This is a genomic window from Prosthecobacter sp. GW821-HT29F12, assembly GCF_058803405.1.
Window position 1 is genome coordinate 1520336 of record NZ_CM179517.1, and the last position, 16826, is coordinate 1537161.

Genomic DNA, 16826 nt, shown 5'->3' on the forward strand with positions numbered 1-16826 from the left:
TGCTGGGGATCTGCAAGTTGTGGATGAGATCTTGGTGGTAATCTTGTCAAGAATTTGCATCCTGACCCCATTTTCTGGTTAAAATGCAAAAGCATTTACTGACCTCGACACTACGGCCAAGAAAGCAAATGCAATCGTAACATGGCACGCAACTAACGGCTATTCTGGACAGCAAAAAGTTGCTTTGGCGTGCTTTAAAAAGCGGGACATTTTGTGACCAACAAAAAACATGAAACTCATCACCAAATTCACGATACACGAAGCGGAATCTGTTTCCGATACCTGCGGCAATCTTGTGCCAGCCGGTACAATGGTGACAATGCGATCTAAATGGCCGCAGTTTTTTCCAGCCAACCTTGTGGGCTTTCATTTGAGGGCTGAGGTTGGCGATCCTGTAATTGATGAAGTAATTAATTTCCTGCGCAAGACAGGCCATGAACCGAACTTCAAGAAAAATCCGGGCGTTTTATGGGGACACCCAACACATTACCAAATCGAAGGTGAGCGGGTTTGGGAACAATCTGATTTGGACCATGCATCCTACTTTCGCTGGCTGGTCGATGTGCAGGCCGGGAAAGGAAAAAAGCTACCTCCAGATGGCACATTCGAGGTGGAGTTCAGCTCCTACCGAGGCAAGCAAGTCGGCATCTTGGAAAATGGCTGGAACCCCATTTGCTCTGTAGAATACCGCAAGGAACTTGAGGAGCAGCATTTCAAAGGGCTGACGTTTCGCCCTGTGCAGATCAAGAGCCGGAAGCCGGAGAAACTCGAACTATGGCAGGTTTGGAGCAGCATCACTCTGCCTCCAGTGCTCAATGAAGTGACGGGTACTGAAGGTGAACCCTTTGACCCCAAAACCAGCAAAACCTGCGGTATCAACGATCTCTATTTTCCCTATCAATACCGACTTCCCGCTGCCAAGGTCGCTGCACTCGAGCCCTTCGATATTGCGTTGACTACCGAGCGCTGGGGTGGCGGTTTCCCTCATGCACGTGAACCCGCTCTCATCGTTTCCCGCCGCTTCCGCGACTGGTTCCTGACGCAGAAGATCCCCGTGGATTGGTGGCCGGTGGCTTTAGAATAACCGGATATTTATGCGGCAAAAAAAAGCCAGACACGAATGGCTCTCGGTTAAGGCATGTCATCGCGATTTTGGAGGGCTGAGAGACATCAAAAAGGCGTTGTTTTATGGTGAATGGGGCATGCTGGTTTCGTGCGACTATGCGGGCGCATGCATGCTTGGTTCCGAATGATTCATCTCTACCGGTTCTTTCCAGAGTCGACAGAGACGAACTGGGTGGCAGGGATGGTCTAGCTGCAAAACACGCTGACTGGCGGCTGCGACGGTCAGGTGCTTTGATAGCCTGTTAAACAGGAAGATGGAAGTAGCCGTGGATGTGGGGGAAGCCGCGGAAGTACCAGACGAATTCGGGGCTTTCGATCTGCCAGGTGTCCCAGACTTTGTCGGCGCCGATGTCGTATTTGCCGCCGTAGCAGGAGATGAAGAGGCTCTGGACGAGGTTTTTGTCCTCGATGGTTTTCATGGAGGCGGCGACGTCGTCGGGACGGAAGCAGACGAGCATGCGGCGCATGGTTTCGAGGAGCTTGGCCTGCTGGTCTTTGCTGAGATCGGCTGCGCTGAGGCCGGGGAGGTCGGTCTTGCGTTTCTCGATGACTTTGGCGGGGCTTTCGTCCCGGGGTTCTCGGCCGACGAGGATTTTTTCCTGCTGCTTGCCGTCGAGCGCCTGAACGAATTCATTGAAGACGAGGCCCTGGTACCAGAAGGGATTGCCTTCGTGGTCTTTGGTCTCGTTGAAGGCTTTGGCGAAGTTGCCGTAGAAGATGGGGCGGCCGCCAAAGCCGAGGCCTTGATCGGTGTGGGCATGGCAGCGGCGGGTGACGTGGTGGCCGGTGTAGATGAACTCGAAGTCGGCGTCCGCAGGTGTGCCGAAGAAACCGACGGAGGGGGTGTTTTTGATTTTGCCCATCAGGTCCTTCTGGACCTGCCAGTTCATCTTTTCGCGGTGGTCGGGATGGTGGAGGGACTCAAAGATCTGCCGGACGAGGTCCTGCTGATCTTTGGTGTAGAAGGTGTGGAGGCGCTGCTCGGGGCAGATGTACCACCAGTTGCTGACGTAGCCGCGCTGGGGGTGGTCGAGGGGCAGGACAATTTTTGAATGCTGCTCTTCGGTGAGGCTTTTATAGAACTGGGTGGGGAGGGAGTCTTTGCCGGTTGCTGCTGGCGTGGTCTCGGCTCGGAGGGAAGGGAAGGCGGTGAAGGCGGCGGTGGCTCCGAGGGTGCGGAGGATCTCGCGGCGGCTGAGGAACTTCCTGTCGAAGGGAGCAAGGAGCGGATTCATGGGAGGATGTTCTCAGAGAGTGTGGGAAAAGACCAGCGGGAAGTGTACGGTCTCGCGAGTTACGCGCTTTCAGTTTGAGAAGGCGAGGTGAGGAGGTGTGGCGGGGCTTTTTGTCGACGCTGCTGGTGCGGCCTGAGTGTGGCGTTATGCTGGCTTTGCTTCCCCGGAATGATGGTGACGGTGACCCAGGGCGTTGCCCTGGGCTGCGATAGAGCGCGCCTTTGGCGCTCCAGACTGTAGTGACGGTGCCCAAGGGCGTTGCTCCGGGCTGCGATGGAACACGGCTTCGGCGCTTCAGACTACAGCGGATGAGAGGCCCTCCTTTTGATAAGGTCCACTTTTGAAGGTTTGTGATGCGCGACGTATGGAGTGGGTCGGAGCAGCGGAGGTGGTCAGGACTGCACGTCGGCCATGTATTCGCGGACGGCGCGGAGGGTCTCGGCTGCGACATCGGCACGGGCTTTGGCAAAGGGTGGACGGAACCAGGGGAAGCTGCCGAGGAGGTCTGGGGTGACGAGGACCTGGCCGTCGGTATCGGTGCCGGCTCCGATGCCGATGGTGCTGGATTTGACGAGGCTGGTGATCTGGGTGGCGATGGCGGGGACGATGCTTTCGAGGACGATGGCGACGGCTCCGGCTTGATCGATGGCTTGGGCGTCGGCGATGAGTTGGTCGATGGATTCGGCGGTCTTGCCTTTCTTTTTGTAACCGCCTTCTTCCTTCACGCTCTGCGGGAGCATGCCGATGTGGCCGACGAAGGGGATGCCTGCGGCGATGATGGCGCGGATCTGCGGGAGCATGCTAACGCCGCCTTCGAGCTTCACGCAGGCGGCACCGCAGGCCATGAGGCGCCGGGCATTGGCCACGGCCATCTCGGGGGTGAGGTAGCTGGCGAAGGGGAGATCTGCAATGACTGGGGCGCGGGTGACGCCACGGCAGACGGCGGTGGTGTGGTGCACCATCATTTCCATGGTGACGCCGGTGGTGTCTGGCATGCCGAGGACGACCATGCCGAGGGAGTCGCCGACGAGGAGGAGGTCGACACCGGCATCATCGAGCATGCGCGCGGTGGGGTAATCGTAGGCGGTGAGGACGGCGAGCTTGGGGCCGCTGGCTTTGCGCTGTGGGAGTTCGGAAAGGGAGGTCAGCATGATTAGACGATGCCGTAGCGTGGAATTTTGTTTCGTTTGAGGAGGATGAAGGCAACCAGGGGATAAAGCAAACCGAGCACGATGCCGACGTAGCCGGAGGCGAGGGTGACGTTTCGCGTGGTCTCAAGCATGGCGGGATTTTTTACCTGCTGCAGGGTGTAGGCAAGGGTGAAGGGCAGGGTGTAGGTGACGGTGAGCCAGGCGGTGACAAGTGCTGCGGCGATGCCATAGAGCGCGCAGGCGAGGGCGGCTTTGCGAGCCAGTGTGCTGAGGCGGAGGAGGCCGACGCCGGAGCCGAACTGCACCAAGGCGTAAAGGAGGCCCGGGAAAAAGAGGACCCGCATGTAGGAAGCGTAGGCGGGATTCCCGCGCATCATGTCCGCCATGAACCCGGTCTGGCCTTCGAGCGGGGCAAAGCAGACGCTGCTGTTCTGAACCATGCTGACGAGGGTGAAGCTGCCGAAGAGGATGTACAAGCCGCCAATGACCTGAAAGATGGTGGTGGACTGGGTGGGCGGGGGGGATTCCATGAGGGGACCGCACTAGGGCAGGCGGTGGATGTGATGTCACGCTGAAAATCATGCGTGACAGATCAGGCTGCTTGAGTTGATATATGGGCACCGACTGTTTTTACCCAACCTGACCCACCATGAAAACACTGCTGACCTTTCTCGCTTTCACGGCTTCTTTGACGCTCAACAGCATCGCCGCTGATCCGCCCGTGAACACTGAATGCCCGGTCTGCCACAAGGACGCGCGTCTGATTTTCCGCAGCACGACGAAGGACGGCAAGCGCGTCATTTTCGCCACGGCGGAGTGCAAGGAGAAGTTCGACAAGACTCCGGGCAAGTATCAGGTGAAGCCGAAGTCCTGAGCGGGGACGTGGAGTGATGCGAACCTTTGGGTGATGTTATGCGTCTGGCGGGTGAGCCAGAAGGCACTCATGCGTCATGCGCTGGAGGTGTGTGGATGCTCGATTCCGCTTTTGATTGACGGGATCGAGTGATTCCTCATTCCGTGCTTGAGCGGTGGATTGACCGACGGATAGACTGCGGATTCATCTCATGCCATCAAGCCTCCCGGACTCCACCTCTCACGCAGCGGCACTCGACCGTGCTCGCCGCAAAGCTTACTGGCATCTGCTGCCGCTGCTGTTTGTCAGCTACATGATCGCCTATGTGGACCGGCAGAATGTGGCGGTGGCAAAGCTGACGATGACGCGTGATTTGCCGGGCTTTGACAATGCGGTGATCGGCTTCGGTGCGGGGATTTTCTTCCTCGGCTACTTCCTGCTGGAGATTCCTGGCACGCTGATGGTGGAACGCTGGAGCGCGCGCAAGTGGATCTGCCGGATCATGATCACCTGGGGAGTGATGGCGGGACTGACGGCTGCGGTGACGACGCCGTGGCAGTTTTACACGGTGCGCTTTTTTCTCGGGCTGGCGGAGGCGGGGTTTTTCCCGGGCGTGGTGGTTTATCTCACACACTGGTTTCCCAGCCGTGACCGGGCGCGTGCGCTGGCCACGTTTCTCGTGGCGACACCGATGGCGCAGATTGTGAGTCCGAAGATCTCCAACGCGCTGCTGCAGATCGGCGCGGACGCGGCGCATCCGCCGGTGCTGGGCATGGTGGGCTGGCAGTGGGTGTATGTGTTCTGGGCGCTGCCTGCGGTGGTGCTGGGAACGTTTGTGTTTTTCTGGCTGGTGGACCGGCCCAAGCAGGCGAAATGGCTCACGGAGGAAGAGAGCACTGCGCTGGAAGCGGAACTGGAGCGCGAACGTGCGGAGACGCGCAAGGGCAAACGCATGACAGTGATCGAAGCCCTGCGGCACCCGAAGGTGCTGCTGCTGGCGCTGGTTTATTTTTGCACCGTGACCGGCAGCTATGGCATCGAGTTTTTCATGCCGAGCATTTTGAAATCGTGGTATGCGATGGACATGAACCACTTGACCTGGCTCATCATGCTGCCGCCCGCCGTGGCCATGTGCGGGCAGCTTTTCATGGGCTGGAGCTCGGACCATTTCAAGGAGCGCCGCTGGCACGCGGTGCTGCCGATTGTCATGGGTTCAACGGCGCTGGGGCTGATGCCGCAGACGCAGGGCAATCTGGTGCTGACGATGGTGTGCCTCATGGTCGCCTTTGCCGGATTCAAGAGCTACATGCCCGCTTTCTGGGCGCTGCCGAGCATGTTTCTCACTGAGTCTGCAGCCGCAGGCAGCATCGGCCTGATCAATTCGATTGGGAATCTCGGCGGCTTCCTGGGGCCGAATGTGCTGGGCACGGTGGAGAAAATGACCGGTTCGTTTGTGGGCGGGTTGTATTATTTGTGCTGCTCGATGCTGGTGGCCGCCACGATCATTTTTAGCTTTGGGCTGGGGAAAAAAGAGACTGCCAAATGACATGTTATTTGGTAGCCGTACTGGCACTTTTAATGATTGCGGCTTTGTGCGCGTCTTCACATACTCGCGCCGCTTTCCCGCATTATGAAAAAAGGTCTGTTCAGCACCAAATCCACTGCTCAGCTCATCGCCGAGTCCAATGATGATTCGCACGGCCTCAAGCGCGTGCTTTCGCGCTGGGCGCTTGTATCACTCGGCATTGGGGCGGTGATCGGAACGGGCATCTTTGTGCTGACCGGACATGCGGCGGCGGACTTCGCCGGTCCCGCCGTTGCTTTGTCCTATATCCTCTCCGGGCTTGGGTGCTTGTTTGCCGGTTTGTGTTATGCGGAATATGCGGCGGCCATCCCCATTGCTGGCAGCGCCTACACTTATTCGTATGCGACTCTTGGGGAATTGGTTGCGTGGCTCATCGGCTGGGATTTGATTCTCGAATATCTGTTCGCAGCGGCCACCGTTGGGGTGGGCTGGTCCAAACATTTCACCCCGTTCATGAAGGACTTCTTTCATGTGGAGCTGCCTGAGCAGTGGTGCCGAGCTCCGCTGGACTACATTGATGGCCATATCACGCACACAGCCAATTATGTGAACATCCCTGCCATTCTTTTGATCTGGATCATCACTGCGCTGCTGGTCGTGGGCATCAAGGAATCTGCCAGTTTCAACAATGTGATGGTTGCGATCAAAGTAGTGATCATTCTGATGATCATCGGTCTCGGCTGGGGCTACATCAACTCCGCGAACCTGACGCCGTTCATCCCAGAAAATACGGGGGAGTTTGGCAAGTTCGGCTGGAGCGGTGTTCTCAAAGGCTCTGCGGTGATCTTCTTTGCCTACATTGGATTTGACGCTGTCTCGACGGCGGCACAGGAGACGAAGAATCCGCAGAAGGACATGTTCTGGGGAATGATCGGTTCGCTGGCGATCTGCGCGGTGCTGTTTGTGGCGGTGTCCATCGTGCTTTGCGGCATGGTGAACTACAAGGAGTTGCATGTGGATGCCCCGGTGGTGTACGCGCTGGAGAAGGTGGCGGGCGACAGCTTGAAATGGCTGCGCATGGCGGTGGAGATCGCGGTGCTGGCGGGTCTGAGTTCGGTGATCCTTGTGCTGCTCATGGGCCAGCCTCGTGTGTTTTTCAGCATGGCCAAGGACGGGCTGCTGCCGCCGATGTTTGCCAAGGTTCATCCGAAGTACGGCACGCCGCACATCACCACGATCGTCACGGGACTGGTCTGCTCCCTGCTGGCGGGTTTTCTGCCGCTGAATCTGCTGGGGGAACTTGTGTCCATCGGTACGCTGATGGCGTTCAGCGTGGTCTGCATCGGCATCATTGTGCTACGCAAGACCAAGCCCGACATGCCGCGGCCTTATCGCACGCCATGGGTGCCAGTGGTCCCTCTTATGGGAGCGGGGATTTGCGTGCTGCAAGCGTGCTCTCTGCCAGCGGATACTTGGATCCGTCTCTTTGTGTGGATGGCCATTGGCCTCGTGATCTACTACTTCTATGGCATCAAGCACAGCAAGCTGCGAAAGGAGTCTTGAGACTGTGTTTTGCAGGCTAGGCCACGGACCTATAAGCTGGCATATTTTGCAATGCGGTCTGGCGGTTGGTTGAAAACTCGGGAAACTTGGCGGGGTTTACTGATTAACCGTCATGTCACCCACTCCTGATGACTTCAAACATCGCCCAAGGGCAGGTGATGAAGAGTCTGGGAAGAAGTCGGAAACGCAAGAGAGAGCGAAGGCTCCTGCGCTTCCTCCTGTAAAAGCGCTGCCTAAAATTCGGCGCAGTGTCCTGCCTGCTGCTGCTCCACCGGCAGATACCTGGCGGGTGCGCTGGGACAAATGGGGCGGGCGATCTCTGGCTTTGAGCATTCTCGTGCATGTGGTGATCCTGAGCGCTGGAGCCCTGATCGTGGTGCATCATGTCACCGACAGGCAGCTGGACTTTGTCCCGGGAGGCGGTTCCGTTCAGGGAGCGCAGGCGGAAGAGGCGCTTCAGCACAAGATTCAGCAGAAGAAAAATCCGTGGCTGAAACAGGCGATGCCCAATCGCAAACTGGCGGTGGCCAACAGCATCAAGGATGTGATGGTGCTATCGGAACTTCCAGACATGCTCGATTTTTCGCCGACATCCAAGCCGATGGGTGGCGGTGGGGCGGCCAACGGAGGATTCGGCCTGGCGGGTGCAGCAGGAGGTGCTGGCACCGGGGGGGGGCTTGGGGCCAAGAGCGGCATGGTGTTTGGCCCCTTGTTTGGCCTGACCATCAAAGCCAAAAAGCTGGCGGTGGTGCTCGATGTTTCTTCTTCGATGATGCCGCACCTGGAGCGTGTGGTCAACGAGGTGGACAAGGTGGCGAAAGGCAGCGTGGTGGTGCTGTATTTTGGCTGCGGCCTGGAGCCGCCTGAAAAGCCATTGGTGGGCACGAAAATATTTCGCACGTCAGCCGTCGAGTTTGAGAAATTCTGGCGCCTTGGCGGGGCCACTTTCATGGAGACTGCTGCGTACAAAATCAAAACTAAAGATCCGATCCCGAGCAAGGATCTGTTCCTCAAGCTGTCTCGCCGTCCGCAGACTTATTTCATCCACAACGTGGGGGTGGGGTACACGTGGCTGGCGCTGCTGAGTGATGAAGTGCGCAATGCGGATGGGCTGTACTGGTTCTCCGATTTTCAGGACCGCGTGGACTTCAAGCAGATGGCTGTGGTGCTCGACAACTTGAAGCGCCGGAAGCAGCGGCTGTATATTCACTCGTCTGGCAAGGGGGAGTACTTTGATCTCGTCAAAAATCAGCTCGTGGTTCCCACGGAGGGGGATTCGTATATTGAGGAGTGATGCGGTGGCAGATGCAGCCCATCACCGCACCGGCACGAACTGCACGATATTGCGGTGGTAGACTTCGCACTCCTTCTTGTGCATCCAGATGCTGAACCAGAAGAGCAGGGCGCCGAAGATGACGACGGAAAATACCAGCAGGCGGCTTTTGGGAGAACGCGAGGCGGCGAGGGCGGCGAAGCTGCACAAGGACATCACATAGTAGGGCCATGCCCAGTCTTTGCGCCGCTGGGTCTGCTCCTGAATCAGAGGTGCGAAATCGGGTGAGCGAGTGGCGAGGATGCGGGGGGTGGCTTTGTCGCGCAGGTCGATGTAGGGCCAGACGCTGGCGCAGGAGACGCCGATGATGGCCAGTGCGAGCATGCGGCACTTGGCTTCGCCGAACATGAAGGAGACGATCAGAAACGTCAGGCCGATGCCCAAGCCGTACAGAGGCAGGGGCTCCAGCAGCAGATGGAGGTACTCGGGGTCGCAGATGCTCTGCCAGAGGGTGGTGAGTTCGCGCCACATGTTGGAAATGCTGAATGATGAATGCGTAGTGGCCTGGGTGCCTGGGCAAGTGACTTAAAGGCTCTCAGAACAACTCCGACTGCCCAGTGACTGGTGGCATGAGGCCGAGTTTGCGGTAGGCGGCGGGCATGGCGACGCGGCCACGGGGGGTGCGTTTGAGGTAGCCTTGCATGACGAGGTAAGGCTCGTGCACGTCTTCGAGAGTGCTGGTGTCTTCACCAACGGCGACGGCGACGCTGCCCATGCCGACGGGACCGCCGTCGAATTTGCCGATGATGGCTTCGAGGATGCGGGTGTCCATTTCATCGAGGCCTGATTCGTCGATGTCGCGCATGGTGAGGGCCTGGCGGGCGACGTCTTCGGTGACGATGTTCTGTGCTTTGACCTGGGCAAAGTCACGCACCCAGCGGAGGAGGTGATTGGCGATACGCGGGGTGCCACGGGAGCGGCGGGCGATCTCGTGCGCACCTTCGGGTTCAATGGAGACGTTCATCAACCGTGCGGAGCGGATGAGGATGTGCTGGATCTCCTCGGCGGTGTAGTAGTCGAGACGATTTGGAATGCCAAAGCGTGAACGCATCGGCGCGGTGAGCATGCCGGCGCGGGTGGTTGCACCGACGAGCGTGAAGGGGGGGAGATCGATGCGGATGGTGCGCGCCTTGGGTCCTTGATCGATGATGATGTCGAGGCGGTAGTCCTCGATGGCTGGATAGAGGTATTCCTCGATACTTGGATGGAGGCGGTGGATTTCGTCGATGAAGAGAACATCGCGCTCCTGGAGATTGGTGAGGATGCCAGCGAGATCTCCCGCGCGATCGATCTGTGGGCCGCTGGTGGTGTGCAGCTTGGTGCCGATGGCGTTGGCGATGAGATTTGCGAGGGTGGTCTTGCCCAGGCCGGGCGGACCGCAGAGGAGCACGTGATCCAGAGACTCACCGCGCATCTTGGCGGCCTCGACCATGACGAGGAGCTGTTCTTTGACCTTGGTCTGGCCGTGGAACTCGGAGAAATCCGCCGGGCGGAGGGCGAGATCAAAGGGAGAGTCGGGGTCGTTGAGCGCGGGATTCACTGCTTATATAGGAGCGTGCGCGGCGCAGAGTGCAAGGTGTGGCGCACGGCTCTTCGTGCAGGGATGCGCAGATTTTGGCAATGCTGTGCAGGGGACGCTGAGGGGGCGGATTTGATCAACCACGGAATACACAGAATACACGGAAAGGATTTCGGATTCTGCGGAGGTGTGTTTCGGGGTGACAACAATGCTGCACCCGCAACGAGAGGTGCCTGTGAAGCAGCGGAATGCAGCGTCCTTATTACCCATTTGGCCTCCGCGAGTCGGGCGGCGCGAAGCGTGAGTGATCGTTGGGATCGACGGTCATTTCCTGCTCCTTGGCGACTGTTTGCGCTTGGGCGGAAGCTGTCGCAGCCTGAAGTGGTGCAAGGGGCTCTTCGATTGCGGACGGAGTGCCAGCTACCGTGACTTTGCTCGGGGCGGTGGCGTGCTCCAGCCAGCGGAGGATGCCTGCCACAGGCAGTGCTACGATGAGGAAGGTTAGAATCGGATGGTAGGCTCCATCGAAGAGGTATGCTTGAAACTCGGAGACCCAGGAGGCTGGCGGAAGATGGGCAAAGGTGAGCACAACCGCGACAGCCAGCACCACCCATTGCAGCCAGCGGAAGGCGTGACTCAGCGCAGGGACTGCCCGCAGGCGGGCGGCCTTTTCCTCCTGTTCGGCCTGCAACTGGTCCATGAACTCTTCAATCGCGGCCACACGTGTTTGTGCCGGCAACTGGCGCACCTCCCATAGGGGATGCCAGTGCAGCATATCGCGCACGGGTGAAAACAGCATGGACGCCCGTCTTGCCTGCGCCCACGAAAGTGGTGCCCCGAGTCGCAGCCGTGCATGCAGCCACGAGGACAGGGGCCGCAGGGCAAACCACCAGATGAGGATCCCTGCGAGGAAGCAGAGGATGAAGAGAAGCGGATGTCCCTTGGCCGGTGGATTGGGCACACTGAGCAGGAACATCGCCATGGTGAGGGCCATGCCTGCGAGCTTGGCCAGAAGGTCGAAGATGTGTGTCCAGAAAAGCATGGAGAGTCAGGATGAGGGACGCTCGATGTTTGTTCTGAGAACTGCCGATTGGCAATGGTTAAGTGGGAGGGGATCTGAACCCGAGGCACTTGGCAAGTGCCTCTCCTTGGGTGGCTGTGCCTCTTACTCGCGACGAATGGAATCGGTGAGGGTGCCGCGCACGGCGGTGGCCACGGCGATGGCGCAGATGATGAGGCCGAAGCCGAGGACGGCGACGATGAGCTGGACCAGGAAGGCGAGAGGCAGGCTGCCGCCGCGTTCGATCAGCTGGGGCAGCACGGCGAGGGAGGCGGTGACGACACCGAGAATGAGGCCGAGGACGAGCAGCAGGCTGTGCTCTCCCATGATCATGCTGCGCAGGGCTCCGGCGCGGAAACCGAGGGCCTGCATGAGGCCGAGTTCCCCGCGGCGCTCCAGCACATGGCGCGCGATGAGGACGCCGATGCCGGCGGTGCCCAGTAGCACGCCGAGGCCACCGAGGACGGTGAAGATGCCGATGTAGGTGTTTTGCACGCTGAGGAACAACTCCAGGCGCTGACGCGTGGGCTCAAGTGCGAGGCCGCGCTGCTCAAGCTGACGGGTGAGATGGGCGGCGATTTCGGCTGATTGCTCAGGTTTGGCATCGACCAAAAAGAAGCGGTAGCCGGCGGCATCAGGATACTTGGAGAGATAGTCCTTTTCGGTGATGATCATCTTGCCCTGCAGGATGGAACCCGCCAGGAGGCCGACGATTTTCACCTGGAAGGTGTTTCCGGAGCTGTCCTGGTAGTCCAGCGTATCGCCCACGCCTTTGCCGAGGCCCCACATGGCGGTGGCTTGATCGGCGATGGCGGGGATGCAGGTGGTGTCGTTGAGCTTGTCCCAGGAACCAGAGGCAAAGGCAAAGGTGCCGGTGAGTTTGGCCGGGTCTGCGGCGACGAGCACAGGCTTTTGAGCGCGGTTGAGATTCAAGCAGCTCGCATCATCGCCATCGCGCACACGGAAGGGCACCACGCGGGACTGAGGCATGAGTTTTTCATCAAGGCCAAAGGCGTCCCAGCCAGCTTTCACATTGAGGTCTTCATAGACGGGCAGTGAGGATTCGCCGATGAGTGCAAAGCCGCCCGTGCCGGAGTCGCGTGCGGTGGTGTCACCAGCGCTCATGCGGAAGGCGTTGACCGCGACCACGAGGAAGATGCCGCCAGCCATCATGCCGATCACTGCGAGACTGCGGGAAGGGCGGCGGGAGATGTTGCGCAGGCCGATCTGTCGGAGTGAACGAGCGAGCGAGCCGCTGTCCCGGCGCATCCAGCCGCGCAGGAAGAGCAGTCCGGCGATCATCATCAGCATGCCGGAGCCAAAGAACATGCCCGCGACGGCTTCGGGATTTTTGAGCACGAACCCCGCGGCGAGGAGTGCAAGCGCGACGACTGCGAGAATGAGCATCGGTTTGCTGCCCCGCTTTTTCTGCACAGGTGTGAGGTCATCGCTCCAGGAGCCGGCGAGCAGGTCACGCGCCTGGATTTTGAAGAGCTTCCGGCTGGCCCACCCGAGGGTGAGCAGCACCACGATCAGCGTGGCCAGGGCTGCATTAAAGATGGTGCCAAAGCTGGCGCTGAAAATGAGGGGCAGCCCTTGGGTGGCCCCCGTCCAGATGGCGGAGAGTCCGTGCAGTGCGGTCTGGGTGTAAAACATGCCGCCGAAGACCCCGAGCAAAACGCCTGCGGTGGCGATGACGCCTGCCTCCAGCAGCCAGGCGCGGCGCACCATGCCACGAGTCCAGCCCACGGCCAGGAGCAGGCCGATCTGTGCGGCACGACGCTCCAGGGTGAAGAGGAAAAGGAGAGCAGCGAAGACGAGGGCGGCCGCGATGAGAAACATGCTGAGACCGATGAAGAGGCCGCCGAAGTCCACGCTGCCTTTGGCGGCGTTTCCGGCATCCTGTTTGAAATCACGCGGCACCAGGCCGATGTCTGCAAGCTGCAGGCGCAGAGCGAGGGCATTTGATTTTGCCTCCATGGTCTGGCCTTCATTTGGCAGACGAATGGCGGTGAGCTTGCCAAAGCGATTGGCCCAGAGTTTTTGACCGGCAGCCAAGGTGATGAATCCTTTGGGGGTGCCTTTGAATTCATCCCAGTAGGCTTCGTCCTTGTCGCGGATGGCCTTCATGTCCATGGGGATGCCGGGCTCCCAGTCGCGGCAGTTGTCCACGTCCGAGACGCCGGGGAATTCGGGCGTCCATGCCTTGGTAACCATGGGATCATCCATGGGGAGGATCTTTGCGACTTTGAACTTGGCGGACTGCTGTTTGAGATCGCGCCCCAGACCTACCACGAAGTATTTGACCTCCAGTTCATCGCCGATGGCGAGTTTCTGATCCTCCGCCAGCCATTGGGTGATGGTGATTTCATCATCCTTGCCATGGCCGGTGGCCGTGATCATGGAGTAGGGGGTGCCGCCCTGTTTGGAGGTGATGCCGTTGACGAGATACGTCAGCACACCGTGAGCACCTTTGAATTCACCGAGTTTGTCGGCGATGCTGCGGTCCAGAAACACGCGGCTGGTGCTGATCTCCCATTCTTTCTGCGCGCCGTCGAGGCGTTTGAGCTTGAGCGCGAAGTCTTCGAGGGTGCGATGTTCTTCCACATGCGCACGCAGGGTGTTGAACTGCGGATGAAGAAGCGCGTTGATCCTGCCGTCCATTTCGAGCTGGGTTTGAAGATCGGCGAGATTTACAAACACCGAGTCTGGCGGCACCTGCGAGGCGGTGAGCTGGAAGGCGCCGAAGTCTTCCGCACTGATCACGGCAGCAATGGTGCGCCGAAGAGAGATGTCTTGATTGGTGCTGCCGGAGAGGGGGGCATCACGCGAAATGGCGCTGGGGCGCTCCAACCGGACGAGGATGGTATCTCCTGCTTTCACGCCGAGTTTGCGCGCGAGTGGTTCATTGATGACCACGGCAGATTTATCAAAGGCGAGGTTCTTGGAGCTGGTGCTGAGCTTCCAGAAGCCTGCGTCCACGCCGAGCACTTGGGCTCCATTGACACGCACCTTGCCATTGGCCGCACTTGCAGCACCGGTGGCGATGATGACGGGGGCTGAATGAGTTTTGCGAGCCAGAGTTTCGGTGAACCAGTGGTCGCCGCCAAGAATGCCGCCTTCCACTTTACCGAGTCGCAGGGCCGCCACGCGCTCAAGGCTGGCGCGCACGGAATCCCCCACGAGCATGGAGCCGGTCAGAATGGTGGCGGCCAGGAAGGTGCCGAAGAGCAGGCCCAGATGACCACGCCAGTAATGGCGTGCGGACTGGAGGACGTAATCCGTGAGTTTCATTGCAGGGCGCCTTCGTGAATCGTCAGCACACGGCCCATGCGGTCTGCCTGTGCGCGGTGATGGGTGACCATGATCAGCGTGACGCCGCTGCTTTTCTGAAGCTGGAGCAGCAGGTCGGTCAAAGTGTCGGCGCTGGTCTCATCGAGAGCGCCAGTGGGTTCATCGGCGAGGATGAGGCGGGGCTGATTGATCAGTGCACGCACAAAGGCCACGCGCTGGCGTTCGCCGCCGGAGAGCTGCGCGGGTTTCCAGTTCATGCGGTCCTTGAGCCCCACCTGTTCGAGCAGGGATTCCGCGCGCTGCAAGGCGTCTGCCGGAGGGGATTTCAGGGCGAGGGTGGGAAGCAGCACGTTCTCCAGCACGGAGCACTGCGGCATGAGATGGTGAAGCTGGAAGATGAAGCCGATTTTTTGACTGCGCACGGCAGCAAGCTGCTGGGCCGTCAGGCTGGTGAGGGCCTGATCATCAAACGTGATGTCGCCGGAGTCGGGCAAATCGAGCGTGCCGAGAATGTTGAGCAGGGTGCTCTTGCCGCAGCCGGAGGGGCCGACGACGGCCACGGATTCACCGGCTTCAATGCTGAGATTGATGCCGCGCAGCACGGGCACCTGCGCTCCGCTGCCTGGGTCGGTGTAGGATTTGGAAACGTTGGTTAGTTGGATGAGTGGCATGGGGTGAGCGTAAACAAGCTGTGGCAGATGAACAGCGGGAAAATGAGGCATCCATTATGCCTGGTTTGTCACTGTAGCTTCGTTATTCGGTCCGCTTGCGGATGGTTCAGGCTGCTTGAACGATGCGCCAGCGCTTCGCTTTGAACTCATGGCGGGGCAGGGTGTTGGGCTCGGCGAGGCGCACTGAAATACGGAGGGAAAAGGTGTCTTTTAGCTTGGCTTCGAGACGCTTGAGCAGCGGCTTCGCCACATTGCCGTCCATTTCGACGACCAGTTCGATCTCGTCCATGGCATCCACTTTGCGCTGTTCGACCATGTATTCGACGACTTCGGGGAACTGCCGAACGACGGCTTCGATGGCGCTGGGATAGATGTTTACGCCGCGCACGACGATCATGTCATCCACACGACTGAGGATGCCTCCATCGAGCATCAGCCTGCCGCGATGGAGCTTCTTTTTCACCCAGTCTCCTGTGCGATAGCGCAGCAGCGGGCAGGCGGTGCGGTCCAGCGTGGAGAGTATCAGCTCGCCACATTCGCCATCGGCCACTTCCTCGCCTGTTTGAGGATTCACAATTTCTGCAAGGTAGGCCTCCTCCATGACCACGAGCTGCCGTGGCATGTCTTCCGTCTCGTAGCTGACGGGGCCGACTTCGGTCATGCCGTGATGATCAAAGATGCGGGCTTCCCAGAGTTCCTCCAGACGCTTGCGTACCTCGGGCACACTGCCGCCGGTTTCGCCAGCGACGATGATCTTATTGATGCGCAGGCCCATGCGTTCGACGCCGGAGGGTGCGCCGATCAGTTCACCCAGACGTAGTGCATACGTTGGAGTGCAGCAAAGGACCGTGGCGCCATAACGGGCCATGGCCTCCAGGCGCGCCCGGCTGGACATGCCGCCGGTGGGGATGATGAGGTAGTCTTTTGCGGCTGCTTCATAGGCCGTCCAAAAACCGAGGAACGGGCCGAAGGAGAACGCGAAGAAGATGCGGTCGCGCCCTTTGACGAGCCCTGCGGCATCGAAGACGCGCTGCCAGCACTTGAGCATGGCATCCCAGCTTTCGGGGGTGTCCACCCAGGCCATGGGGACGCCGGTACTGGTGCCGCTGGTCTGGCAGAACCGGGTGTACTGGCTGATGGCCCGGGTCAGATTGGTGCCGAAGGGCGGGTTCGCGAGGCGGTCTGCCTGAATGTCCGCCTTGGTGGTGAAGGGTACCTGCGCAATGAAATCCTCCACGCGATTGAGGCGGCTTACTTTGAGCTGCCATTCGCGGATCTTCTTGCCGTAGAAGCTGTCCGTGGTGGCGAGATTGAGCACGATGGAGCGCAGTTTGCGCCACTGGTTGGAGCGCAAACGAACCCGGTCGATCAATGGAGGACCCTCAGACACGCGTCAAGACATGGCGAGGCATGAGGCGGGGTCAAGCAACGGGGTGGATTGTGGAAATGACGAAAACCGAATGACGAATGATGAAGAAAATTCGAATGTCTTTAATG

14 protein-coding genes are annotated in these 16826 nt (G+C 59.4%); 5 read left to right on the forward strand and 9 right to left on the reverse strand.

Annotation, left to right across the window (positions count from 1 at the left end; translation table 11 throughout):
* Positions 1 to 229 precede the first annotated feature (229 nt).
* Entirely contained in the window at positions 230 to 1084 is an 855-nt protein-coding gene (locus tag AC3RLQ_RS06440) for a hypothetical protein (RefSeq protein WP_493035428.1), read from the forward strand.
* Positions 1085 to 1367: 283 nt separating this feature from the next.
* Here the strand turns inward: AC3RLQ_RS06440 and AC3RLQ_RS06445 are convergent, their stop codons facing one another.
* The 3 genes from AC3RLQ_RS06445 to AC3RLQ_RS06455 form a co-directional block, all read right to left on the reverse strand.
* Complete coding sequence (locus AC3RLQ_RS06445; RefSeq protein WP_493035430.1) at positions 1368 to 2360, reverse strand: DUF3500 domain-containing protein; 993 nt, start codon at positions 2358 to 2360, stop codon at positions 1368 to 1370.
* A 392-nt stretch (positions 2361 to 2752) separates the two neighbouring features.
* Positions 2753 to 3511: a 3-methyl-2-oxobutanoate hydroxymethyltransferase gene (panB, locus tag AC3RLQ_RS06450; protein ID WP_493035432.1), complete on the reverse strand. Its 759-nt coding sequence runs from the start codon at positions 3509 to 3511 to the stop codon at positions 2753 to 2755.
* 2 nt (positions 3512 to 3513) lie between these two features.
* Positions 3514 to 4041, reverse strand: coding sequence for a hypothetical protein (locus tag AC3RLQ_RS06455; protein ID WP_493035434.1), 528 nt, complete (start codon positions 4039 to 4041; stop codon positions 3514 to 3516).
* Between the two features lie 119 nt (positions 4042 to 4160).
* Here AC3RLQ_RS06455 and AC3RLQ_RS06460 point away from each other — a divergent pair, with 119 nt between their 5' ends.
* The 4 genes from AC3RLQ_RS06460 (at position 4161) to AC3RLQ_RS06475 (ending at position 8746) form a co-directional block, all read left to right on the forward strand.
* Complete coding sequence (locus AC3RLQ_RS06460; protein ID WP_493035435.1) at positions 4161 to 4385, forward strand: hypothetical protein; 225 nt, start codon at positions 4161 to 4163, stop codon at positions 4383 to 4385.
* A gap of 190 nt (positions 4386 to 4575) precedes the next feature.
* Positions 4576 to 5910, forward strand: coding sequence for an MFS transporter (locus tag AC3RLQ_RS06465; protein ID WP_493035436.1), 1335 nt, complete (start codon positions 4576 to 4578; stop codon positions 5908 to 5910).
* Between the two features lie 84 nt (positions 5911 to 5994).
* Positions 5995 to 7452: an APC family permease gene (locus AC3RLQ_RS06470; protein WP_493035438.1), complete on the forward strand. Its 1458-nt coding sequence runs from the start codon at positions 5995 to 5997 to the stop codon at positions 7450 to 7452.
* A 112-nt stretch (positions 7453 to 7564) separates the two neighbouring features.
* Positions 7565 to 8746, forward strand: coding sequence for a hypothetical protein (locus AC3RLQ_RS06475; protein ID WP_493035440.1), 1182 nt, complete (start codon positions 7565 to 7567; stop codon positions 8744 to 8746).
* 21 nt (positions 8747 to 8767) lie between these two features.
* Here the strand turns inward: AC3RLQ_RS06475 and AC3RLQ_RS06480 are convergent, their stop codons facing one another.
* The 6 genes from AC3RLQ_RS06480 to AC3RLQ_RS06505 form a co-directional block, all read right to left on the reverse strand.
* The gene (locus AC3RLQ_RS06480) at positions 8768 to 9256 is read right to left on the reverse strand and encodes a hypothetical protein (RefSeq protein WP_493035442.1); all 489 of its coding nucleotides are present in this window, start codon (positions 9254 to 9256) and stop codon (positions 8768 to 8770) included.
* A 64-nt stretch (positions 9257 to 9320) separates the two neighbouring features.
* A complete protein-coding gene (gene ruvB / locus AC3RLQ_RS06485) occupies positions 9321 to 10325 on the reverse strand; it encodes a Holliday junction branch migration DNA helicase RuvB (protein WP_493035444.1) in 1005 nt (334 codons plus the stop codon).
* Between the two features lie 241 nt (positions 10326 to 10566).
* Positions 10567 to 11346, reverse strand: a complete 780-nt coding sequence (locus AC3RLQ_RS06490; protein ID WP_493035445.1) for a hypothetical protein — start codon at positions 11344 to 11346, stop codon at positions 10567 to 10569.
* A 123-nt stretch (positions 11347 to 11469) separates the two neighbouring features.
* Positions 11470 to 14658 (reverse strand): FtsX-like permease family protein, encoded by a 3189-nt coding sequence (locus AC3RLQ_RS06495; protein WP_493035447.1) that lies wholly within the window; start codon positions 14656 to 14658, stop codon positions 11470 to 11472.
* Complete coding sequence (locus tag AC3RLQ_RS06500) at positions 14655 to 15329, reverse strand: ABC transporter ATP-binding protein (protein WP_493035449.1); 675 nt, start codon at positions 15327 to 15329, stop codon at positions 14655 to 14657. The genes AC3RLQ_RS06495 and AC3RLQ_RS06500 overlap by 4 nt, the downstream gene beginning before the upstream one ends.
* A 106-nt stretch (positions 15330 to 15435) precedes the next feature.
* Positions 15436 to 16719: a phenylacetate--CoA ligase family protein gene (locus AC3RLQ_RS06505; protein ID WP_493035451.1), complete on the reverse strand. Its 1284-nt coding sequence runs from the start codon at positions 16717 to 16719 to the stop codon at positions 15436 to 15438.
* Positions 16720 to 16826 lie beyond the last annotated feature (107 nt).